The organism is Enterovibrio paralichthyis (assembly GCF_019209835.1).
GTDB classification, from domain to species: Bacteria; Pseudomonadota; Gammaproteobacteria; order Enterobacterales; family Vibrionaceae; genus Enterovibrio; species Enterovibrio paralichthyis.
The window spans coordinates 1-21,924 of the sequence record NZ_JAHUTS010000024.1; the positions used below are offsets into that span (position 1 = coordinate 1).

At 49.9% G+C, this 21,924-nt stretch carries 24 protein-coding genes, 1 tRNA gene, 1 other RNA gene and 1 other annotated feature; of the genes, 10 read left to right on the forward strand and 16 right to left on the reverse strand.

The features are described from left to right. Position 1 precedes the first annotated feature (1 nt). Positions 2-118: non-coding RNA, RtT sRNA (locus KU854_RS19980), on the forward strand. Between the two features lie 247 nt (positions 119-365). Further along, positions 366-453: transfer RNA gene (locus KU854_RS19985), tRNA-Ser, on the forward strand. Between the two features lie 58 nt (positions 454-511). Here the strand turns inward: KU854_RS19985 and KU854_RS19990 are convergent. The 5 genes from KU854_RS19990 to cls form a co-directional block, all read right to left on the reverse strand. Beyond that, complete coding sequence (locus tag KU854_RS19990) at positions 512-844, reverse strand: tRNA-binding protein (protein ID WP_218360102.1); 333 nt, start codon at positions 842-844, stop codon at positions 512-514. A gap of 502 nt (positions 845-1,346) precedes the next feature. Beyond that, entirely contained in the window at positions 1,347-2,267 is a 921-nt protein-coding gene (locus KU854_RS19995) for a manganese-dependent inorganic pyrophosphatase (RefSeq protein WP_218360103.1), read from the reverse strand. A 196-nt stretch (positions 2,268-2,463) separates the two neighbouring features. After that, the gene (locus KU854_RS20000; RefSeq protein WP_218360104.1) at positions 2,464-2,766 is read right to left on the reverse strand and encodes a hypothetical protein; all 303 of its coding nucleotides are present in this window, start codon (positions 2,764-2,766) and stop codon (positions 2,464-2,466) included. 212 nt (positions 2,767-2,978) lie between these two features. Then, positions 2,979-3,317 (reverse strand): MarR family winged helix-turn-helix transcriptional regulator, encoded by a 339-nt coding sequence (locus KU854_RS20005; protein WP_336245270.1) that lies wholly within the window; start codon positions 3,315-3,317, stop codon positions 2,979-2,981. A 443-nt stretch (positions 3,318-3,760) separates the two neighbouring features. Then, complete coding sequence (gene cls / locus KU854_RS20010; RefSeq protein ID WP_218360105.1) at positions 3,761-5,221, reverse strand: cardiolipin synthase; 1,461 nt, start codon at positions 5,219-5,221, stop codon at positions 3,761-3,763. A 391-nt stretch (positions 5,222-5,612) separates the two neighbouring features. Here cls and KU854_RS20015 point away from each other — a divergent pair, with 391 nt between their 5' ends. The 5 genes from KU854_RS20015 (at position 5,613) to KU854_RS20035 (ending at position 9,226) form a co-directional block, all read left to right on the forward strand. Further along, positions 5,613-6,959, forward strand: a complete 1,347-nt coding sequence (locus tag KU854_RS20015; RefSeq protein WP_218360106.1) for a sodium-dependent transporter — start codon at positions 5,613-5,615, stop codon at positions 6,957-6,959. A 123-nt stretch (positions 6,960-7,082) separates the two neighbouring features. Further along, positions 7,083-7,754, forward strand: a complete 672-nt coding sequence (locus tag KU854_RS20020; RefSeq protein ID WP_218360107.1) for a TIGR01621 family pseudouridine synthase — start codon at positions 7,083-7,085, stop codon at positions 7,752-7,754. A gap of 41 nt (positions 7,755-7,795) precedes the next feature. Further along, on the forward strand, positions 7,796-8,011 hold the full coding sequence (locus KU854_RS20025) for a hypothetical protein (RefSeq protein WP_255555658.1): 216 nt from the start codon (positions 7,796-7,798) through the stop codon (positions 8,009-8,011). After that, positions 8,008-8,955, forward strand: a complete 948-nt coding sequence (locus KU854_RS20030) for a class I SAM-dependent methyltransferase (RefSeq protein ID WP_218360108.1) — start codon at positions 8,008-8,010, stop codon at positions 8,953-8,955. The genes KU854_RS20025 and KU854_RS20030 overlap by 4 nt, the downstream gene beginning before the upstream one ends. Before the next feature lie 16 nt (positions 8,956-8,971). After that, positions 8,972-9,226, forward strand: coding sequence for a glutathione S-transferase family protein (locus KU854_RS20035; protein WP_218360109.1), 255 nt, complete (start codon positions 8,972-8,974; stop codon positions 9,224-9,226). 32 nt (positions 9,227-9,258) lie between these two features. Here KU854_RS20035 and gspS2 read toward each other — a convergent pair whose 3' ends face one another. The 11 genes from gspS2 to aroF form a co-directional block, all read right to left on the reverse strand. Continuing rightward, positions 9,259-9,663, reverse strand: coding sequence for a type II secretion system pilot lipoprotein GspS-beta (gene gspS2, locus KU854_RS20040; protein WP_054778895.1), 405 nt, complete (start codon positions 9,661-9,663; stop codon positions 9,259-9,261). 30 nt (positions 9,664-9,693) lie between these two features. After that, on the reverse strand, positions 9,694-9,996 hold the full coding sequence (locus KU854_RS20045) for a YciI family protein (RefSeq protein ID WP_054778896.1): 303 nt from the start codon (positions 9,994-9,996) through the stop codon (positions 9,694-9,696). A gap of 85 nt (positions 9,997-10,081) precedes the next feature. After that, positions 10,082-10,480, reverse strand: coding sequence for an acyl-CoA thioester hydrolase YciA (gene yciA / locus KU854_RS20050; protein ID WP_054778897.1), 399 nt, complete (start codon positions 10,478-10,480; stop codon positions 10,082-10,084). Between the two features lie 67 nt (positions 10,481-10,547). Next, on the reverse strand, positions 10,548-11,093 hold the full coding sequence (locus tag KU854_RS20055; protein ID WP_218360110.1) for a septation protein A: 546 nt from the start codon (positions 11,091-11,093) through the stop codon (positions 10,548-10,550). A gap of 163 nt (positions 11,094-11,256) precedes the next feature. After that, positions 11,257-12,078, reverse strand: a complete 822-nt coding sequence (gene trpA, locus KU854_RS20060) for a tryptophan synthase subunit alpha (protein WP_218360111.1) — start codon at positions 12,076-12,078, stop codon at positions 11,257-11,259. Continuing rightward, positions 12,078-13,268 (reverse strand): tryptophan synthase subunit beta, encoded by a 1,191-nt coding sequence (gene trpB, locus KU854_RS20065; RefSeq protein WP_218360112.1) that lies wholly within the window; start codon positions 13,266-13,268, stop codon positions 12,078-12,080. Before trpB ends, trpA begins: the two co-directional genes overlap by 1 nt. An 8-nt stretch (positions 13,269-13,276) precedes the next feature. After that, positions 13,277-14,644: a bifunctional indole-3-glycerol-phosphate synthase TrpC/phosphoribosylanthranilate isomerase TrpF gene (trpCF, locus tag KU854_RS20070; protein ID WP_218360113.1), complete on the reverse strand. Its 1,368-nt coding sequence runs from the start codon at positions 14,642-14,644 to the stop codon at positions 13,277-13,279. Beyond that, positions 14,644-15,645: an anthranilate phosphoribosyltransferase gene (gene trpD, locus KU854_RS20075; RefSeq protein WP_218360114.1), complete on the reverse strand. Its 1,002-nt coding sequence runs from the start codon at positions 15,643-15,645 to the stop codon at positions 14,644-14,646. Before trpD ends, trpCF begins: the two co-directional genes overlap by 1 nt. A 24-nt stretch (positions 15,646-15,669) precedes the next feature. Next, positions 15,670-16,269: an aminodeoxychorismate/anthranilate synthase component II gene (locus KU854_RS20080; protein ID WP_218360115.1), complete on the reverse strand. Its 600-nt coding sequence runs from the start codon at positions 16,267-16,269 to the stop codon at positions 15,670-15,672. Next, positions 16,266-17,849 (reverse strand): anthranilate synthase component 1, encoded by a 1,584-nt coding sequence (locus KU854_RS20085; RefSeq protein ID WP_218360116.1) that lies wholly within the window; start codon positions 17,847-17,849, stop codon positions 16,266-16,268. Before KU854_RS20085 ends, KU854_RS20080 begins: the two co-directional genes overlap by 4 nt. Continuing rightward, entirely contained in the window at positions 17,846-18,859 is a 1,014-nt protein-coding gene (aroF, locus tag KU854_RS20090; protein WP_218360117.1) for a 3-deoxy-7-phosphoheptulonate synthase, read from the reverse strand. The genes KU854_RS20085 and aroF overlap by 4 nt, the downstream gene beginning before the upstream one ends. Before the next feature lie 64 nt (positions 18,860-18,923). Beyond that, positions 18,924-19,017: a sequence feature (Trp leader region), on the reverse strand. A 122-nt stretch (positions 19,018-19,139) separates the two neighbouring features. Between aroF and rnm the strand changes: the two genes are divergently transcribed. The 3 genes from rnm (at position 19,140) to rluB (ending at position 21,913) form a co-directional block, all read left to right on the forward strand. Next, positions 19,140-20,015, forward strand: a complete 876-nt coding sequence (gene rnm, locus KU854_RS20095; RefSeq protein ID WP_218360118.1) for an RNase RNM — start codon at positions 19,140-19,142, stop codon at positions 20,013-20,015. After that, positions 20,012-20,632 (forward strand): L-threonylcarbamoyladenylate synthase, encoded by a 621-nt coding sequence (locus KU854_RS20100; RefSeq protein ID WP_218360119.1) that lies wholly within the window; start codon positions 20,012-20,014, stop codon positions 20,630-20,632. Before rnm ends, KU854_RS20100 begins: the two co-directional genes overlap by 4 nt. Before the next feature lie 246 nt (positions 20,633-20,878). Next, entirely contained in the window at positions 20,879-21,913 is a 1,035-nt protein-coding gene (gene rluB, locus KU854_RS20105; RefSeq protein WP_218360120.1) for a 23S rRNA pseudouridine(2605) synthase RluB, read from the forward strand. Positions 21,914-21,924 lie beyond the last annotated feature (11 nt).

Sequence of the window (21,924 nt, forward strand, 5' to 3'; positions counted from 1 at the left end):
TGGGAGGGTGAGAAGCCTCGACAGGGTTCGCACAGCGGCGAAGCCGCGCAACGTCGGCTTGCCGACGGCCCCGAAGGGGTGAGGAGTGGAACGACGAATAATCCCTCCCTCACCGCCATATTCAAAATCCGAGCAGAGATGCTCGGGTTTTCTCGTTTTGGGCTTATGGAAAGCGAAATCTTGTGGGAGGGTGAGAAGCCTCGATAGTAGATATTGGGTCACAAAGAATAGTTTTGGATTCAATTCAAGCTGATTTGTTCGATAAGTATTCATGTGAATGCGTAAATGAAAGTAACCCATTGACGTCGAACGTTCTACTAACTATAGTAGCGCCCCGTTGGGACGCAAAGTCCAACGAACAATATGGTGAGGTGTCCGAGTGGCTGAAGGAGCACGCCTGGAAAGTGTGTATACGGCAACGTATCGAGGGTTCGAATCCCTCCCTCACCGCCATATTCGAAACCCGAGCAGAGATGCTCGGGTTTTTTCGTTTTGAGCTTATAGAAACGGGCTAAACAATCTTTATACCCGGCGGCATTAAGCGCTCCGGTGTCAGCAAAACACTTTCCGATTCATCTTCTGTTTCTGCGCACAGCAACATACATTCTGAGGTCTCTCCGCGCATTTTAGCTTTAGCGAGGTTGCAGAGTACGACAACCTGTTTCCCCAATAACTCCTCCTCGGTGTAATAAGGCACCAGGCTTGTGACGGTCTGTAGTGTCTTCTCGCCAATATCGATTTTAACGATATAAAGCTTGTCAGCGTTTTGATGACGTGCGACGTCGATGATTTTCCCTGTGCGAATGTCTAACTTTGCAAAGTCCGAGTATGCGATAGTGTCCATAAATAAAAATCCAGTAAAAGTTTACTAAAACTGGTAAATAACACTATCAGGCAACTAAACAAACGCAAGTGGGGGAGATCTCATTTCAAGAAATGTCTTTTCTATTGAGAGAGTTAATAGCATTTAAGCTTTTGTGGTTCGACGTTTTGCGAATCTGGGGAGGGGAGGGCTTAGTGAGGGGGGAGAAACACTGCACATCCTTATGCCTTGGCGCTTTATAGTACGCCGCCCCAATACATTGCATTGAAAAGGGTGAAGCCTACTGTGGCACTGATCAGTGCTACCATTGGACCATAGTTTGCTACACGTTTTGTGACTTTGGTGATCATTTCGTACTCCTCGCAAAAGTTGCGCGAATTATGCACAAAAATGTGATCTGGTTCAATAGTGTTCAGTGGCTACTTTTGAACTTTTATCAACCACAAGTGGTGATACATCAGCGTAAGCTCGTTACAAAAAAGGGCAGGTTAAAAACCTGCCCTTGATATCCCTATTCCTGTGCTTACGCGAATGCGTCTTGCAGTGGTGGAACAACTTGTTTTTTGCGGCTTAGCACGCCGTCCAGCCATACACGGCCGTTTTCTGTTTCTTTACCGTAGGCGCGTTCAACCACAGCAACGTCATCAGAAATAACCAGCAGTTCAGAGCCTTCTTTCATGATGTCAGTCAGAAGCAGCATTACTGTGTGGCGGCTGCCTTCTTCTTTCAGTACAGCAATGTCGGCTTCCAGTTCTGCTTTGATTTCATCAAACACAGACAGGTCAACAACTTCCAGTTGGCCGATACCAACCAGGTTACCGTTCATATTGAAATCTTTGTAATCACGCATTACCAGATCGCGGATTGGCGTGCCTGCAACTGCAGATTTCACGTTGAACATTTCCATGCCCAGCGCTTCGAAATCTTCAATACCTGCGATTTTCGCCAGGTCTTCGACACAGCGAATGTCAGCGGTAGTACAAGTCGGTGACTTGAAAATAACCGTGTCGCTCAGGATTGCACACAGCATGATACCTGCGATTTCTTTTGGAATTTCAACGCCGTAGAAATCGTACATCATTTTGATAACGGTGTTTGAACAACCAACAGGACGGATCCAGCACTCCAGTGGGGTAGAGGTGGTCAGATCGCCCAGTTTGTGGTGGTCGACAATACCAACAATTGTTGCGTCAGCGATGTCGTCCGGTGCTTGAGTCAGTTCTGAGTGGTCGACGATGTAAACTTCTTCGCCCGCGTAGCTCAGTTTCAGCTCTGGCGCTTCGAAGCCAAAACGCTCCAGAATGAACGCTGTTTCCGGAGAAATGTCGCCCAAGCGAGTTGCTACTGCTGGTTCGCCGATTTGGTTTTTCAGATAGGCAAGTGCGATTGCACCACAGATTGAATCAGAGTCTGGGATCTTATGACCCACTACATACATTGGCATAGTTTGCTCTCGTCATGCTCATGTTTAAATTTCGGCGCATTTTACCAGAGTGGCCTCAAAAGTACATTCGTCGTTTGGCGTAGATAACGTCTTTGATGTCAATGAATTCGACGTAACTTGATGTTGATTTCATTGGGTTTGAATAAAAAAAGTGCTGCATTTGCAGCGCCAAGGAGGAGGCTATTTCAGTGTTGTTTTAGAGGTCTCGCATCAATATCTCTAATTCTTCTGCGGCCTCGTCAATTAGATGCTCCAATTCCTGGGCATCATCATTGGCAAGTGGGAGTTGCCAATGAACAGGTTTGCCATTTGACGTATGTTTGCCGACCAGTTTTGTAACCCGGCCGCTGCGTTCGAACCGTAAATGCTCGAACTCGGCAGTGTGGCTTTGTTTTTGACTTGGAATTTCCACTTCCAATAACCCCGTAGGATTAACCTGGACGTGGGCGTGAAGTTGCTTTGTATCTTTTAAAAGATATTTCCTATGTCGTGCCAGCATAACGTTATCCCCATGCATCATCCCCTATTTGCTCTTTGAGTGTAGACTCACGGAAAGGTGTGCAGAGTGCTAAATGTCACGTTATAACGCGAATAATTCGCAAGATTTTGAGTTAAAAACAGATCTTTTTTCTCGTATTTAATACGGTAATTTTTGTGAGTTTTACAAGTTTTACAGCATAAAAAAGCCCGAGCAGTGCTCGGGCCATGTCGTCAAATTGCTTGGGCGATTTTGTTTAACGTCGATCGAATTGATGCGAGATCTTCGTTTGAAATCGTGGTGTTAACGACGGTTTGATGTTGCTCATCGGCTTGCTTTAACAGGCTGGCCAGCTCCATACCTTTGTCTGTCAGCGTCAGGATTTTGGAGCGTCGGTCGTGAATATCATCACGTCGATATACGATGCCATCCAAAACAAGTCCTTGAACTACGCGGCTCACTTTGGATTTTTCACTGGCCAAGTAGGATAAGCCCATCAACTCACCCTGTCTTAGTTCACCTTTTTCTGCCACTGCTGCAATAGTAATTGCCTGCTCAGAACTTAATGCCACACCCTGTTGCTCAAGCCAATCATGACGGCACTTTGCCGCTTTCAGCGCAACCAGTCTACACAGAAAACTGAGTTCCGATTGAATATACACGTTTATCACTATTGTTATTCGAGTTATTAGTGGGCGCATATTACATTCAGAATCAAAAGTAAGTCTAATCTGCTGGGCAGTATCAGATTGAAACCAAACTGACCAGCGCTAATTTTGAACGATCACCGTAAGCATATGAAACAAAAAGAAATACACTGGATGATAATTTTACATCAGTCTCATTAATGAGATGTGTGCCATGGTTTCTCGGTCACAAAGTAACCACTAGCGCTTGCTTTGCGACCTATTGTCAATTTAGGAGGCTTTTTTTAAGAGACAATTAATTTGTAATAGATTGTAAATACTTGATTATTCTGAGTACATTTTTGGTATTGCCTACAAATCCAGCGCTTTTACAGCAAAGGACTAAACATGTAAAAGAACTGTTCAACGGGTCGGTTCAACAGGGATCGTTTGGCCCAGTCGTCCTGATTAATCAGTGTTGAGTCAAGGATATAAGACTCATGTAGTGCGGTAATTTCTGCGCAAAACTCCGGGTCATCTACGCATAGCGTCAATTCAAAATTAAGCCAAAGACTGCGCATGTCCAAATTCACCGTTCCGATAAGGCAAAACTTGCTGTCTACCATGACAGATTTGGTGTGGAGGAGACCGCCATTAAATCGATAAATATTGATACCTGCGCGTAGCATGTCGTTAAAGAATGAACGGCTTGCCCATTCCACCATTAAGCTATCGTTCTTCGCTGGCACAATAATATTAACTGTAACACCGCGTTGCGCCGTCGTTTGGAGAGCGCTGAGTAAGCTTTCACTGGGCACCAAATAAGGTGTGGTAATTGTCAGACATTTTTTTGCTTGATGAATGGCCAGCATAAGTACTTGCTGGATGATACCGTCGGGCATGCCTGGTCCAGAAGGAGCAATCTGTACCGAGTGATTGGCGTGGTGATGTTCTGAGACCAAGGTGCACTGCGGCAGTTCTGGCAAATAGCGAAGACCGGTTTCAACTTCCCAGTCCCAGGAAAAAATGCTGTTCAACACAGGTACAGCAGGGCCTTCGGTTCGAACCATAATGTCCACCCATTGGCCAACGCCCGCATTTTGTTTGAAAAAACGTGGGTCGACCAAATTCATTGAACCTGTGTAGCCAATCTTGTTGTCGATGACGACAACTTTTCTGTGTTGGCGGATATCAAGCCTTCTCAGGAACATACGTGCTGGGCTTACAGCCAAGGCTTCAATCAATTCAACCCCGGCTTTTCGCATAGCGTCAGGCCAGTGGCTTCGGAAAAAGGTTTTACTGCCGGCGGAGTCGAGCAATAACCGCACTGTTACGCCACGTCTCGCGGCCTCACAAACAGCCTGTGCGACGTCGTCAGCGTGTCCGCCAGGATGCCAGATGTAGAACACCATATTGACCGAGTGTTCAGCGTTTCTCACATCATTGGCGATGTTGCGCAAGATATCTGCAGTTTCTTTGAATAATGTCAGTTGGTTGCCCGCGAGTGCAGGAATACCTGCCCGGCGCAGACACAAGTCATGCACAGGACGAGCCAGGAAACTTTGATGTTGGGGGCGATGCGCTTCACATTCATTGACTGTTTCCATCCATTCGCCATAGGGAGCAAACATCGCTTTGGCCCGCTCGGCTCGCTTCCTTCCAAGATTCAGCTCGCCGAAAAGCAAATAGAGGATCACACCGACAATAGGGATGATGTAAATAATCATCAACCACGCAATAGAAACACCAAGGGCGCGACGTTTTAGAACCACACGGATAGTGACACCGGCAATTAACAGCCAGTAAAAGAAGATGCTAGCCCAGACAATAAACTGATAAATCTTTTCCATTTCAATCCACTTAGCTCGGATGAAACTCCAATATAGAGGGTTAGGTGACTCGATGCACCGAAATTAATGTCACAAATTCGCAAACAGAGAATTTGACGGCAGGCGTTCCGAGTGAAATATAAACAGTTGTTACGAATTAATTGCAATATGGTTTTTATAAAGTAACGAGGTGAGGTTTTTTGATAGGCAAATATGTTGCTTGGTCGAAAAATATAGCGCGATCGCTTCAAATTTTATTCTTTTACTGGTTTACTTGCCATGCCTGTTTCGAAAACAGGAAACATGTCTACTGTAAATTAATATTTACAGCCCGGCGGGGAGTTACCAAGGAAAGGTAAAAAGATGCTGGGGATGGATACAACATCAAAATCTTCAGAAGTAGAGAGTGATTATGGCAAGCGGTAATAGAGCCCAGTTTTCTTCCCGTTTAGGATTTATCCTTGCCGCTGCGGGCTCCGCAGTGGGTTTAGGTAACATTTGGGGTTTCCCTACACAGGCCGCCAGCAATGGTGGTGCAGTATTTCTAATTACATATCTGGTGATGGTTTTCGTCCTGGCTTATCCGTTACTGGTGGCTGAACTGACGATTGGTCGTTACGGTGCTTCTAACCCTATTCGTTCCCTGATTTCTGTGGCGCCACGAAATAAAGCGTTGGGCTCAGCGGTGGGTATCGCTGGTATGCTCGGTGTAAGCGGAATTTTGAGTTTTTACTCCATCGTTGCTGGCTGGTTCTTTGGTTTCCTGATTGGCCCACTACTCAGCGCAATTGGTTTTGACAGCGCTGCGGCTTGGCTCGAAGGTTTCAGTACCGAGCGTAACTTGGTATTGATGGTGCTGTTCATGCTCCTCACTATCTTAGTAGTGCGTAATGGCGTTGCCGACGGTATTGAAAAATGGTCAAGCCGTCTGATGCCTGTGCTGTTTGTGCTGTTTATCCTGATGGTTGTTTACACCTTGTTCCAACCAGGCGCGGTTGACGGTCTGAAAATGTACCTGGTACCGGATATGTCGCACCTTTCACCCGATCTGTTGGTGAGTGCAATGGGGCAGGCGTTTTTCTCACTTTCTATCGGCGTTTGCACCATGATGGTTTACGGCTCATACCTGCGCAAAGATGCTGATCTGCCAAAAACTGCTGCACAAGTTGCGCTGTTGGATACTGGTGTCGCTTTTGTCGCGGGTTTGCTCATCCTGCCTGCTATGTTTGCGGCGCAGCACAACGGCGTGCAGATATACAACGAAGCTGGTGCACTGTTGGATGGTGATACTCTGGTGTTCAACGTGTTGCCAGCGTTATTTGACACCATGGGTGGTGCAGGGCTGATTGTTGGGGTGGCATTCTTTGCCCTGATGGTCATCGCGGCACTGACTTCATCCATTTCAATGCTGGAAGTGCCAGTATCCTGCGCGTCTGAAGAACTGAAAAAAGACCGTAAGACGGTGGTTTGGTGGATTGGCGGTGCGATTGCTTTGTTCTCTGCACTCATCATCTTTAACTTTGGTTCGATGTTTGGTCTGGTGATCAGTGTGACTACCGAGTACATGCAGCCAATTCTGGGTCTTATCATGGCATTGATTGCCGGTTGGATTTGGAAGCGCAACCAGGTGTTGGAGGAGCTTTCCCAGGGCAACCCGGAACTGGAACACAGCCTGTTCTGGAAAGTGTGGCCGACCTATGTGCGCGTAGTCTGCCCAATTTTGATGGCGCTGGTTTTCCTCTGGCCAATGTTCAAATAAAAAGTTGAGAATACTGTCCCCGGTTAAAAGCCGGGGATTTTTCTTTCTGCCAATGCTGCGCTTTATTCATTTCCCCTAAATCATTACACTCTGCGCTGATTTTTCAACGTTACAGGTCGTTTCATGTTCAGTCTGGTTTTTCAGAACGATGATTTTCTGGTTATCGATAAACACCCGGGGGTCAGCGTTCATAAAGACGATAATGATCAGCCGTTGTTGGCTGCTGTGGCCCAGCAAACGGGCGACGACAAGCTCTATCTTATTCACCGTCTGGACAAAATGACATCTGGTTTGCTTCTGCTTGGCCGTCATCAACAGGCTGCATCGGCGCTGTCTGCGATGTTTGCGGAAAAAACTGTCCAGAAGTTTTATCTGGCGCTGTCAGCTAAAAAACCGGGTAAAAAGCAGGGCACCATCATTGGTGACATGACAAAAAGCCGCCGTTCGATGTGGAAGCTGCTTCCGACCAAAACCAACCCTGCGGTGACACAGTTTTTTTCCACCGCTGGTGGTGACGGGAAACGTCTGTTCCTTTGTAAACCTTACACGGGAAAAACCCACCAAATCCGCGTCGCTCTGAAAAGCGTTGGTGCTTCTATCCTTGGGGATGAGATCTACAGTGGCGCAGATGCTGACCGTGGTTACCTGCACGCCTATGCGCTTCAGTTTACCCACCGCAACGAACATTTTTCATTTAAGCAATTGCCATCTGTCGGTGAGTATTGGCCAGAACTACCAACCGAATGGGAAAGCCCAGAAACGTTGACCTGGCCGACACTACCCCACAAAAAATGATGTTTATGTACTCCATGGATGGAAGTCGCACGGAGTCAAAAATGGCGCTCAAACACAAGAAGACACGCATGTTAAGAAAATCCGGCGGTTCCAGCCGCTTTTGGTCATTGGGAAACCTTAGACGTCAATTGAAAAAGAAACAGGCTCGCGGACGTAACCGCCGCTGCAGCGGTTTTGCAAATTTACAACTGAGCGGCACACCGATTTCCCAAGAGCCGATTCAAGTTTTTACGATGGAAAAGGAAACGACAGAATGATGCAGCCAGCGGCGCTACCTATTTTTTTCCGCGTTGTTACTGAGCGACTGAATGACACGACCAATGAAGTGCGACGTGTTTTCCATGGACGTGGCCGCTGTTACGAAGGCTTGGAGCAGATCACTGCTGACTGGCTGGGCAATGGCATTCTGCAAATAGCCGTATTCAAGGAAGCGGAGCCTGAGTTCTACGCCGAGCTAAAAGTAGGTGTTACTAGTCTGTGTAACAGCGAAGTTTGGCAGCGTATTGGCGGGCGTACGGTTGTTTTGCAGCACCGTGACCGTGAAGGGGCAGAAACGGAAGTGCTGGTGGGTGAAATGCCAGATCAAACGGAGGTTATTGAAAATGGCCTGAACTACCGACTGGATTTGGGGCGTCGTCAGAACAATGGCCTGTTCCTGGATATGCGTCTGGGACGCCAATGGGTTAAAGAGCATGCTCAAGGCAAACGTGTGCTCAATCTGTTTGCTTACACTTGCGGTTTTTCTGTTGCAGCCATTGAAGGTGGTGCAGAGAAAGTCGTGAACCTGGATATGGCGAAATCGTCGCTGTCCCGAGGCCGTGAAAACCATCACCTGAACCAACATGATGTAAGTAAAGTGAGCTTCCTCGGTCATGAGCTCTTCAAATCCTGGGGCAAAGTGAAAAAGTTTGGCCCTTATGATTTGGTGATCATTGACCCGCCTTCATTTCAGAAAGGCAGCTTTGTGTTGACTAAAGATTACGCGAAAATCCTACGCCGTTTGCCGGAACTGGTTGCGAAAGGTGGTAATGTACTGGCATGTGTCAATGCGCCGGATGTGAAACCGGAATTTTTAACTGATCAGATGGCAGAGCTTGCGCCCGAGTTTGCGTTTATGTCACGTCTTGAGAATCCACCGGAATTTGAAGATATTGATACAGACAGCGCCCTGAAAGTGATGCATTTTAAACATCAGGGCTAATCACTTTGGTGTCATCATGGATGCATTTCAGCGTATCAATGCCCTTGAAAGCGGCCATCATATTGTCCGCTATCTGGGTGAAAAATGGGGATTATCGATAAACCGCTACAGTAACGGTCACGCAGTGAAGGTATTCGCCGAAGCCTTGTCCGGTAGTGACTTTGTCAGTGGAAATTTCTATTTGATAGATGATGTTTGGTCGTTGAAACCCTGTGAAATGTCAAGGGAGAAGGTACTAGCATTCCTCAATGGCTTTCATGTGGAAAAATAAGCACTAAAAAGCCCGCTGCTGCGGGCTTTTGGCTATTTCTGGTATTGTTCGCAATCTGAGTTGGTGATGATGTGCTCGAGAACTGGTCGGCCACGGGAATCACGGAACAGCAATTTGTATTGAACGCCTTTTTCCATCAACGATTCAATTTCTGTGTCGGTACAGTAGGTTTTTTCCAGCTTCTCAGCGAGCGCTGCAGGGGCAATGTCACCACTGCCTGAGTATAGAAGCGTCAACTCAATTTCCGTACTGTTTGCTTTTGCGCGAACAAGGTTGTAACCGTTCATTTGAACAGGAACAATCTTGCTCAGCATATCAGCGCGTTGGGCTGCAAAAGTTTCAGCGATTTCCAAATCAGACGTGCTGGAACATGCAGAAAGCACCAATGCAACGGTGCCAGCAAAAAGGAAACGTCCTGTTATTAAAGACTTACGCATCAAAATTTCCTATCTTTTCTAGTCTGTGCGTTACGCAGGCAACACTTTTTTGAATGGCTTGACGATCACGTCTTTATAAACGCCTGCATCGATATATGGGTCAGCATCAGCCCAACGTTTTGCGTCTTCAAGGCTGTCAAACTTTGCAATCACGGTTGATCCGGTAAAACCCGCCTCACCAGGGTCTTCGCTGTCAACCGCCGGGTTAGGGCCCGCCACCAACAAGCGACCTTGTGCGTCGAGATCGCGTAAGCGGGCGAGGTGTTGTTCTCTGACTTGCATGCGCAAAGGCAAACTGTTTTCAACGTCTTGTGAAAAAATGACGTACCACATTTTATGATCTCCCGCGTCTCGGCGATTCTGCTACTTGGCCTATTGTATGCAAGGCTAAAGCATAGCGCAGACAACTTTTTCTGATTTATGACTTATTTATCGCTCTTGGACGGCCATCACCATCAATAGCAACATAATTGAAAGTGGCTTCACACACTTTGCGTCGGTTACCCACGCCATCGGTAGCGACGGGCTTAACCCACACCTCTAAACCAACGGACATGGATGTACGTCCAATTCGGGTGCATTCGCCGTAGCAGCATACAACGTCGCCAACAGAAACCGGTGTTTTGAATACGATTTCTTGAACCGAAACCGTAACCACTCGGCCATGGGAGATCTCTTTGGCGAGAATAGCGCCGGCCAAGTCCAGTTGAGACATGATCCAACCACCAAAAATATCGCCGTTGGCGTTGGTGTCAGCGGGCATCGCAAGTGTACGCAGAAGCAGTTGTCCGCGCGGGCAGTTATTGTTTTCCGACATCGTTAATTTCCAGAAATGTACAACGAAAAGAGGGTGACAGAGTCACCCTATAGCGCAGCAAAAAGTATTACTCAGAATCTGATTCTTTTTCTTTAGGGAGGTGTTTGTAGATATACACGCCGCTGGCCAGTGTGAAGACCAGTGTCAGCGCCATTAAACCAAAGACCTTAAAGTTAACCCAGACATCCAGTGGCATTCTGTAAGCCACGTAAACGTTCAATACAGCTAATACAGCAAAAAACGCTACCCATGCATTATTGATGTTGCGCCATACTGAATCCGGCAGCGTAATTTCTTTGCCCAGCATACCTTTAATCAATGGCTTACCCATCAATTGGGAAACGACCAATCCGGCTGCAAACAGAACATATACGATGGTGACTTTCCATTTGATGAAATTGTCATCCTGGAAAAACAGGGTCATACCGCCAAATACTGCTACCAATATGGCCGTGACAATTTGCATCTTTTCCACTTTTTTGTAGAGGAACCAGGTCACCGCAACTTGAATTATGGTGGCAACAATCAGCGCGCCTGTTGCGGTATAGATGTCGTACATCTTATAGAGCGCAAAGAATATGATTAGCGGAATAAAGTCGAGAAGCTGTTTCATTCAGTTACGTGTCCTTGTTGCCCAGAAAAAGCAGGGCTTCATCAGTTAGACCGTCGAGTTTACCGAATTCTCACAACAGATAAAATCCAAACGCCAAAGAGAACTGTTTCGAGATGAAAAAGGCCAGCATGTCGCTGGCCTGGAAGGGGGCGAATTTTCGGGATTACTTCTTGGTTGCCGCTTTCATGCCGGACACAAACTCCCCCAGTTCTTTGAGCATGTTGGTTTCGTCATTCACGTTACGTTCAATGATTTTGACCACTGCCGAGCCTGAAATTGCACCTGCGGCGCCAGCGTTAATGGCTTCCTGTACCTGTGCAGGCTCAGAAATACCAAAGCCGAGCAGTGGACGCGCCGCGCCGTATTCAGAAAGTTTCGCCAACAAGTGATCGATAGGCTTTCCGGCTTTGGACTCGGTGCCCGTCACACCGGCGCGGGAGAGCAGGTAGGTGTAACCGCCACCAAGCTCAGAGATGGTTTTCAGGGTTTCTTCATTGGCATTTGGTGGTGCAATAAAGATAGCGTGCACGCCGTGCTTGGCCGCAGATTCACGAAACTCAGCTGATTCACCCGCAGGCACATCGGCAATCAGAACAGAATCAACACCCGCCTCTGCGCACTTGGCGTAGAAAGTGTCGATGCCGTTGGCAAACACCAGGTTGGCGTACATCAGCAGACCCATTGGGATATCTGGATGACGCTTACGCACTTGTTTCAATATGTCGAAACAATTATCCGGTGTGGTTCCGGCGTCCAGCGCGCGGATTGTGGCACCCTGAATGGTTGGGCCGTCCGCCAGTGGGTCGGAAAACGGAATACCGAGCTCTAAGGCATCTGCGCCATTTTCAATCAGGGTTTCAATCACACGCAGTGACTGTGTTGGATTTGGATCGCCGATGGTGACAAAAGGAACGAAGGCACCTTCACCTTTGGCATCCAGTTTCTCAAACATCGCTTCATAGCGGTGGGACAAGGTGACAGCCATTAGAACACTCCTTTTTCTTTCAAAATGTCGTGCACGGTGAAGATATCTTTATCTCCGCGACCTGACAGGTTCACAACCAGCAGTTGCTCTTTTTCCGGATTCTCTTTGGCCATTTTCAGGGCATACGCCAGCGCGTGAGCGGACTCAAGCGCAGGAATGATCCCCTCGTGACTTGCCAGCTCCTGGAAGGCATCCAAGGCCTCATCATCGGTGATGGCAACATATCGCGCGCGACCGGTTGAATTCAGGTAGGCGTGCTGTGGGCCGACGGACGGGAAGTCGAGACCGGCAGATACAGAGTATGACTCTTCAACCTGACCGTTCGGATCCTGCATCAGTGGCGATTTCATGCCAAAGAAAATGCCGAGTTTGCCGTGTTTGAGTGGCGCGCCGTGTTTGTCGGTATCAATGCCAAGGCCTGCTGGCTCCACACCAATCAAACCCACTTCAGTTTCATCGATAAAGTCAGCAAACATGCCGATAGCATTCGAGCCACCGCCCACACAGGCAATCACGTTGTCCGGTAAGCGGCCCTCTTTTTCCAGAATTTGTTGCTTGGTTTCTTCGCCAATCATTTTCTGGAATTCACGCACTATGGTCGGGAAGGGGTGTGGGCCCGCGGCCGTACCCAGCAGGTAGTGCGCGTCTTCATAGCTGGCTGACCAGTCGCGCAGCGCTTCGTTACAAGCATCTTTTAGCGTGGATGAGCCGGAATGGACGGGGATAACTTCTGCGCCCATCAGCTTCATACGGAATACGTTCGGGCTTTGACGTTCAACGTCTTTCGCGCCCATGTAAACACGGCATTTCAGATCCAAAAGGGCACACGCCAGTGCAGTTGCGACACCGTGCTGACCTGCACCGGTTTCTGCGATGATCTCTTTTTTGCCCATGCGTTTTGCCAACAGCGCCTGACCCAACACCTGATTGGTTTTGTGCGCGCCGCCGTGAAGTAGGTCTTCACGCTTTAGGTAGAGCTTGGTTTGGGTGCCCTTGGTCAGGTTGCGACACAAGGTTAGGGCAGTTGGTCGGCCAGCGTATTCTTTAAGAAGAGAAACAAACTCTTCCTGAAATGCCGGGTCGTTTTGTGCGTCGATAAACGCTTGTTCCAGCTGATCGAGCGCTGGCACCAGAATCTGCGGGACATACTGTCCACCAAACTCACCAAAATAGGCGTTCAACTTAGTCATAACAGTCCTTAGTAATCTCTGAGCGCCGAAAAGGCCGCGTCCAATTTGTCTTTATCTTTGAGCCCGGGCATGTCTTCAACGCCCGAGTTAAAATCCAATCCAATGCAGCCTAACTCTGCGGCCGCTTTGGCGTTGTCGCTGTTCAATCCACCTGCGATCATGATGGCGTCTTTACGATCATCTGGGATCAGTGACCAGTCAAACGTGGAGCCCGTGCCACCGCTTTGATTGCCCACTTTGCTATCGAGCAAAGTGCGGTCAACGTTGTCGAGCAGTTCAGGTACTTGGTCACTGACACCGTGCGCTTTCCATATCTGGGTGTTTTCTGGCAGCTTCTTGCGCAATTCATCAATGTAATCAGCGCCTTCGGTGCCGTGCAGTTGAACAGCCGCCAGATTCAACGTCTGTGCAGTGTCAGCAACTTGGTCAACGTCGTGGTTTTGGAACACGCCAACGTATTGCAAAGGAGCACCTTCCATCACTTTGCGTGCAGCATCCAAGTCGACGTAGCGTGGTGACTTCTCAACGAAAATCAGGCCGCCGTAGTTGGCGTAAGCGTCATAGGCTGCTTTGGCATCTTCCGCGCGGGTCAGGCCACACACTTTGTTGTCACCGTAAAGCACACGGCGCACCGCTTGCTCTACATCGGTTTCCGCCATCAGTGAACTGCCGATCAAAAAGCCGTTAGCGAATGGAGCCAGTTCAAGGATTTGCTGGTGCGTATAGATGCCCGACTCTGAAATCACGATGCGGTCTTGTGGCAAACGTGGCGCCAGCTCTTTGGTGCGGTTAAGGTCGATGCTGAGATCGCGCAGGTTGCGGTTATTAATACCAACCACCTTGGCATCAAGTGCGATAGCGCGTTCCAACTCTTCGTCATTGCTTACTTCGGTCAGCACACCGAGTTTCAGCGAATGCGCCACATCAGCCAGTTCGCGGTATTCATTGTCACTCAATACTGACAACATCAACAAAATGGCATCTGCTTGGTGGTATCGCGCCAGATAGACCTGATAAGTGTCAATCATGAAGTCTTTGCAAAGCACAGGGCAGGGTACTTGAGTACGCACTACTGTTAGAAAATCAAAGTTTCCCTGAAAGTACTTTTCGTCGGTCAGTACAGAAATGGCGGCGGCATGATTGCCGTAAACACCCGCGATGTAATTAAGGTCAAAATCGTCGCGGATCAGGCCTTTCGAAGGTGATGCCTTTTTGCATTCAAGGATAAACTTCGCCGGTTTGCCGGACAGGGCATCGTAAAAGCTGCGATCGCTTGGTTCGACCTCATTGATAAAACTATCCAGTGGCTGCGCTGTCTTGCGTGCGGCAACCCACTCTTTTTTGTCTGCAACTATTTTTGCCAGTACCGTTTCCATTAATTGCTCCGTGATGCGAGTTGCTGAACCAGTTGATAGGGCTTACCACTATTCATCACTTCCAGCGCTTTTTGCGTGTTAGCTTTGAGATCTTCCTGTCCAAACAGGCGAAGCAGCAGGGCGACATTGATCGCGACAGCTACTTGCTGCGCGTCAGTGCCTTTACCTTGCAATACATTGGCGATGATCTCGCGGTTTTCTTCCGGTGTGCCGCCTTTGATGGCTTCCAGCGGGTAGGTTTGAACGCCGAAATCTGCCGGAGTCAGGGTGTATTCTGAAATGACGCCGTCTTTGATTTCAGCAACGGTGGTTTCGCCGTGAATAGCGACTTCATCCAGACCACTGCCATGAACCACGGCAGCGCGTTTCAGACCCAGGTTCAGCATGGTCTCCGCAATGGGGCGAACCAGAGACTGGTCATAGACACCCATCAGTTCCAGCGTCGGCTTAGCCGGATTAATCAAGGGGCCAAGCACATTAAAGATGGTGCGGGTTTTCATGGTCTGGCGCACCGGCATCGCGTGGCGGACACCGCTGTGGTATTGCGGTGCGAACAGGAAGCAGACACCGAGGTCGTCCAATGCGCCTCGCGCGTTTTCCGGGCTCATTGCCAGATCAATACCAAACGCTGCCAGCAAGTCGGAAGACCCGGATTTGCTCGACACACCGCGGTTGCCGTGTTTTGCCACTTTTACGCCGCAGGCTGCAGCGACAAATGCCGCCGTGGTGGAGATGTTGATGGTGTTTGCGCCGTCGCCGCCCGTGCCGACGATATCGGCAAATTCATAGTCTGGTGAAGGGAATGGGTTGGCGTTTTCAGTCAGTGCCGATGCTGCCCCCGCGATCTCTTCCGGCGTCTCGCCTTTGATTTTCAGTGCCGTGAGGGCAGATGCCAGCAAAATTGGGTCGAGTTCACCTTTGATAATGGTGTCGAACAGCTGATGGCTTTCTTCCTGCGTCAGGGACGTCTGGTCATAAAGTTTGTTAATAATCGCTTCCATGATGCTCTCCTTGTCCTTTTTCCATCAGCGCGTTTGCGTGGCCCAGTTGATTGTGTTGGTTAACAGGTCTGCGCCTTTTGTTGTCAGTATTGATTCGGGGTGGAACTGGAAACCCACTACTTTGTCCTTATCGTTGACCACCGCCATGACCAGCCCGTCTACATCCGCAATCACATCCAGCGACTCGGGGACTTGGGTGGCAACCAGGGAGTGGTAACGGGCAATGGTCAGCGGGCTTTCAATCTTGCCGAAAACGGCGTGACCGTTGTGGCTCATCAATGATGCTTTGCCGTGAACGATTTCACCTGCGCCAGCGACAGTACCGCCATACGCTTCAGTAATGGCTTGTTGGCCAAGGCAAATCCCAATCATGGGTACGCGGCCTTTAAGTTTTAGAATCAGCGCTGGCATGCAGCCCGCTTCTGATGGCGCGCCCGGGCCTGGCGACAAGACCACAACCGGATTTTCCAACTCAGAAACCGCCTGTTCGATTTGCTCTGCTGAAAGGCTATTGCGGTAAATGGTGACCGGGTAACCCAGCGAGCGGAATTGATCCACCAGGTTGTAGGTGAACGAGTCGAAATTATCGACCAGCACAATATGTGCATTAATGTTGCTGCTCATGACTGCGCTCCTGTGTGTGCCGCGCGGATAGCGGTCAAAACAGCCGCTGCTTTGCCGCGGGTTTCATCCGCTTCTGCCTGTGGAATGGAATCAAACACCACACCAGCGCCAGCCTGAACCTGCGCAACGCTATCTTCCACATAGGCTGAGCGGATCACGATACAGGTGTCCATGTCGCCGTGACCGGTGATGTAGCCCACTGCGCCGCCATAACTGCCACGACGGCTTTGTTCAAATTGGCGGATAAGCTGCATAGCGCGGATTTTCGGTGCCCCGGTCAGGGTACCCATGTTCATACAGGCCTGATAGGCGTGCAGGGCGTCCAGATCGCCACGAAGCTGACCAACCACGCGCGAGACCAAATGCATGACGTGACTGTAACGGTCAACTTGCAGGAGGTCTGCCACATAACGTGTTCCGGGCTCACTGATGCGAGCGACGTCATTGCGCGCCAGGTCAACCAGCATCATGTGCTCGGCTTTTTCTTTGGTGTCGTTACGAAGCTCAAGCTCAATGCGGCCGTCCAAATCGAGGTTAATGGAACCGTCACTGTTTTTGCCCCGTGGGCGGGTACCGGCGATAGGGTAGATCTCAACCTGATTGGTATCTTTGCTGTATTTCAGAGCACTTTCCGGTGAGGCGCCAAACAGGGTGAACTCGCTGTCGTGCATGTAGAACATGTACGGGCTCGGGTTGCCTTGTTTGAGCTTAAGGTAGGCATTGAGCGGCGACGGGCAAGGCAGGGTAAAGCGGCGGCTCGGTACTACCTGGAACACATCACCTTTTACGACATAGCCTTTTAACTCATCGACTGCGCTACAAAAATCAGCGTCACTGACCGACACGTCTACATCGACGCTATCAAGCTGTTGGGCTTTCGGCATGTCAGTTGGGTTGAGGCAGCGTTCTTTGATGGCCTGCAGGCGGCGGCTCAAATCGAAGTAGCTTTCAGTGTTTTCATTGCCTCCAAACTGGGTGGCTTGCAGCTTGGCTTTGCGGCGCTGGTGGTCAATCACCAACAGGGTTTCAGCCACGTAGAACAAATAGTCGGGGCAACGGTTACTTGATTTCACGTCTGGCAGAGGCTCAAACTGTGCGACCAAGTCATAGGCAAACAAGCCGCCTACCATCAGTGCTTCATTTGGCAAGCCGTCAAGATTGAAGGCGTGCTGCACCAAGCGCAGGGCATCAAACGGCGACGGCTGACGCAGGCGGGCATCTTCGTCGAGAACGCGGTTTTCCTCAGCAAAATGCAGGGTCAGCAGATCGGTCTCACGGGTTTTATCAACGGCCAACGCCTGACGGGTAAGCTCTGCTTCCACCGCATCCAGGACGTTACGGCCGTTTTTACTTTTGGCTTCGAGTTCGACAGTGCGGCCGCGACAGACGATGCGAACGGCTGCATCTATTAGCATCAAGCTTTTCAAATCCAGCTTGGAGTCGATCTCTGCCGATTCCAAAAGGAGGCTGTAAGGACGGTCCTGACAGACCGCCGCATACAATTCAGTGGGGGCTGCGACGTATGGCACATCCAGGCTCAGTACGTCGAGTTCGCCTTGTTTTAAAGCGTGGTTCTTCACAGCGTTCTCCCTGCTGCTTCTACGAATGGTTTCAGTTCCTGCATTAACTGGGCGAACATGTCTCCGGTCAGCGCCTGGTGTCCATCTGACAGCGCTTCTGCGGGGTTGAGGTGGCTTTCAACGATGATGCCGTCTGCGCCGACCGCGGCGGCCGCACGGGACATAGGAATCACCAGCTCGCGCACGCCTGTACCATGGCTTGGGTCAACGACCACTGGCAAGTGGCTGCGTTGCTTGATATAAGCAACGGCGTTTAAATCCAGCGTATTGCGTGTCGCGGTTTCATAAGTCCGGATGCCGCGCTCACACAAAATAATGTTCGGGTTACCAGCGTCATAGATATATTCCGCCGCCAGTAGCAGTTCCTCGATAGTGGCGGAAAGTCCACGTTTTAACAAGACTGGTTTGCCCGTTTCTCCGACCGCTTTCAACAGGCCATAGTTTTGCATATTTCGCGCACCTATTTGCAGGCAATCAATGTATTCACACAGTGAATCGACCTGACCCACTTCCATGACTTCTGAAACCGTTGGCATGCCCGTCGCCTCGCTGGCCTTTTTCAGCAGTTTCAAACCTTCCATACCCATGCCCTGAAAATCGTATGGACTGGTGCGTGGCTTGTAAGCGCCACCACGAAGGGCGACTGCACCGTGCCCTTTGACTACATCGGCGACTGACATCAGTTGTTGCTCTGATTCGACAGAGCAGGGGCCAGCGATGACAGCGAATTTGTCACCACCAACAGCAACATTACCGATACGCACCACGCTGTTGTGTGCCTGCACTTCACGGGAAACCATTTTGTATTTAGTTAGGATGGGTTTCGCTTCTTCCACCATAGGGTCACTGTCGAGGTGCAGTTTTTGCAAAATACGCTCATCACCCAATGCGCCGAGCACAATACGTTCAACACCCGGCATATACAGAGGTTTTAGACCTGCTTGTTCGATTTTGGCCAGGATGCGTTTGGCTTCGGCTTCAGTGGCTTGTGGTTTCAGTACGATAATCATGGTGTCCATCCTTTAACTTGTGCTCTCCGCCAATTCTGTTGTGTATCGCCGGAGAAAATCAGATACAAAAAAACCCGCGTTATGCGGGCTTGGTGACGTCTTATCTTAGTTGCAACTCATCACACCGCCCGCGTTAGGGAGTGCCACCACCAGCCAATCAGTGCTGTTTGTTGAATGAGGTTATGCTGTACCATGAAGACGTAATCCATTTGAATAAGTAATCGTGTACTAGTTAACTAGTGTATGGTGGCGAAGTCAAGCAACAAGTTGAAGAAAATTAATGCTATTTGATTTACACAGCCACACAACCGTGTCAGATGGGCGCTTCACGCCAGAAAACTTAGTTAAGCGTGCGGTCGATTTTCGCGTGAGCGTGTTGGCGATTACCGATCATGATACCGTCGCAGGTCTTGATGAAGCGAAAGCGGTTGTTAAACGTGAAGGGCTGCCTTTGCATATTATCAATGGCATCGAAATTTCAACGGTGTGGGAAAACAAAGATATCCATATCGTTGGCTTGAACGTCAATCCTGAATCGCCGGAATTGCTGGCGCTGATTTCCGAGCAGGCTGCCCGCCGCGATGTGCGCGCAGAACAAATTGCTGAGCGCTTGGAAAAGCAACGCATGCCGGGTGCACTGGAAGGGGCGAAAGCACTTGCCGGTGATGTTGCGCTTACCCGCGCCCACTTCGCTCGCTGGATGGTGGAGCAAGGGCATGTGAAGAACATGCAGACTGTGTTCAAGAAATACCTGACCCGCGGCAACCCGGGCTATGTGCCACCGAACTGGTGCACGATTCAGGAAGCCGTTGACGTTATTCACAAAGCAGGTGGTCAGGCCGTGCTCGCCCATCCAGGGCGTTATAAACTGACAGCTAAATGGCTGAAACGTCTGCTTCAAACCTTTGTTGATGCAGGTGGTGATGCAATGGAAGTTGCACAGCCCCAACAATCACCCAATGAACGTCGCCTGTTAGGTGACTATGCTATTCAATATGGGCTGGCGTGCTCCCAAGGCTCTGATTTCCATTACCCCTCTCCATGGCTTGAGCTGGGGCGCAATCTCTATTTGCCGAAAGGCTGTCGGGAAGTCTGGGAGAACTGGTCGCTGCCTGAAATCGACGTGGCAACTGAGCCACAAGAGGAGGAAGTGTGAGCCAATTTTTTTATGTGCACCCTGAAAATCCACAAGCGCGCCTGATCAATCAGGCTGTTGCCATCATCCGCAATGGCGGTGTGATTGTGTATCCAACAGACTCCGGTTATGCGCTCGGTTGCCAGTTGGAGAACAAGCAGGCACTGGAGCGTATCTGCCGTATCCGCCGATTGGACGACAAACACAATTTCACCTTGCTCTGTCGCGATTTGTCGGAGCTTTCTGTGTATGCACGGGTTGAAAATACAGCGTATCGCCTGATCCGCAACAACACGCCAGGGCGCTATACCTTCATCCTTAAAGCCACCAAAGAAGTACCACGCAGGCTGGCGAATCCAAAACGTAAAACCATTGGTATCCGGGTGCCGGATAACCAAATCGCGCTGGATCTGCTTGAAGCACTTGGTGAGCCAATGATGTCGACTTCACTGATCTTGCCCGGCAACGATTATACCGAATCTGACCCTGAAGCGATCCGTGACCATCTTGAACATGCGGTTGATTGCATACTTAACGGTGGTTACCTCGGTGAACAGCCAACCACGGTCGTGGATCTGAGCGAAGATGAACCACAGATTCTCCGACATGGCACAGGCGACTCCACGCCATTCGAATAGGCTTAAGGAATCATCCCGCAGGAAGCAATGGGGCAGCAATTAAGTATGGTGAGTCAGCGAGATAAGTGGCTTACAGTGCAAACCTAAATTGCCAAAACCTGCAGGGTTGAATTCGCGAAATAGCTTGGTGTCAATGTGATGATTTTGGCATAATACACCGTTGCCTTAGATCCGCGCTCAGTCGCGCCTCGAAAGGTTCTCTTTCCGACATCGACGCCTGTGAAGGCGACAGTAAGGTAAATGTAAATGAGCGAAAAATTACAGAAGGTGCTGGCCCGTGCAGGTCTGGGTTCTCGTCGTGAAATCGAGAGCATGATTCAGGCTGGCCGAGTCAGTGTAAATGGCGTTGTGGCCAAACTAGGCGATCGCCTGGAAGACCTGAACGCAAATGTACGTGTTGACGGACACAGCGTGCAGGTTTCTGCATCTTCTGAGCAAGTCTGTCGCGTCCTCGCATACAACAAGCCAGAAGGCGAGTTGTGTACCCGCAGTGACCCAGAAGGTCGTCGTACCGTATTTGACCGTTTGCCTCGTCTGAACGGCGCGCGCTGGGTGGCAGTAGGCCGTCTGGATGCGAACACATCTGGCCTGCTCCTGTTCACCACAGATGGTGAACTGGCAAACCGTTTGATGCACCCAAGCCGTCAGGTTCAACGTGAGTACATGGTGCGTGTATTCGGTGACGTTACTGAAGATATGATCCGCAACCTGGTTCGTGGTGTTCAGCTTGAAGACGGCGAAGCACGTTTCGAAGACGTGTTGTACGCAGGCGGTGAAGGTTCTAACCACACTTTCTACGTTGTGATCACTGAAGGTCGTAACCGTGAAGTACGTCGTCTGTGGGAAACGCAAGGCGTGACCGTAAGCCGACTGAAGCGTGTTCGCTATGGTGATATCTACCTGAGCAAAGAGCTGCCACGCGGCGGCTGGATGGAGCTTGAGCTGGAAGACGTGAACTACCTGCGTGAGATGGTAGAACTGCGTGCAGAGCGTGAAACCTTCATTTCTCCGGAAGCGAAAAAACGTAAAGCACGTGTTCGTAAGATCCGTCGTGCAGTGCGTCGTCATGAAGATCGTGTTGAACACGGTGGCGAACCAACCCGTAAGCCTCGCAACACACGTCGCGGCGGTGCGCCGGCAGGCAAACCAGCTACCGGTGGTCGCCCAGGCAAGCCAGGTGCGCGTACAGGTAAGCCTGGTGGTAAGCCAACAGGTAACCGTGGCGGTCAGTCATCTTCCCGCCAGAAGAACACCGGTGGAAGCACCCGCAAGCCACGTTAATGGTTTGAAAT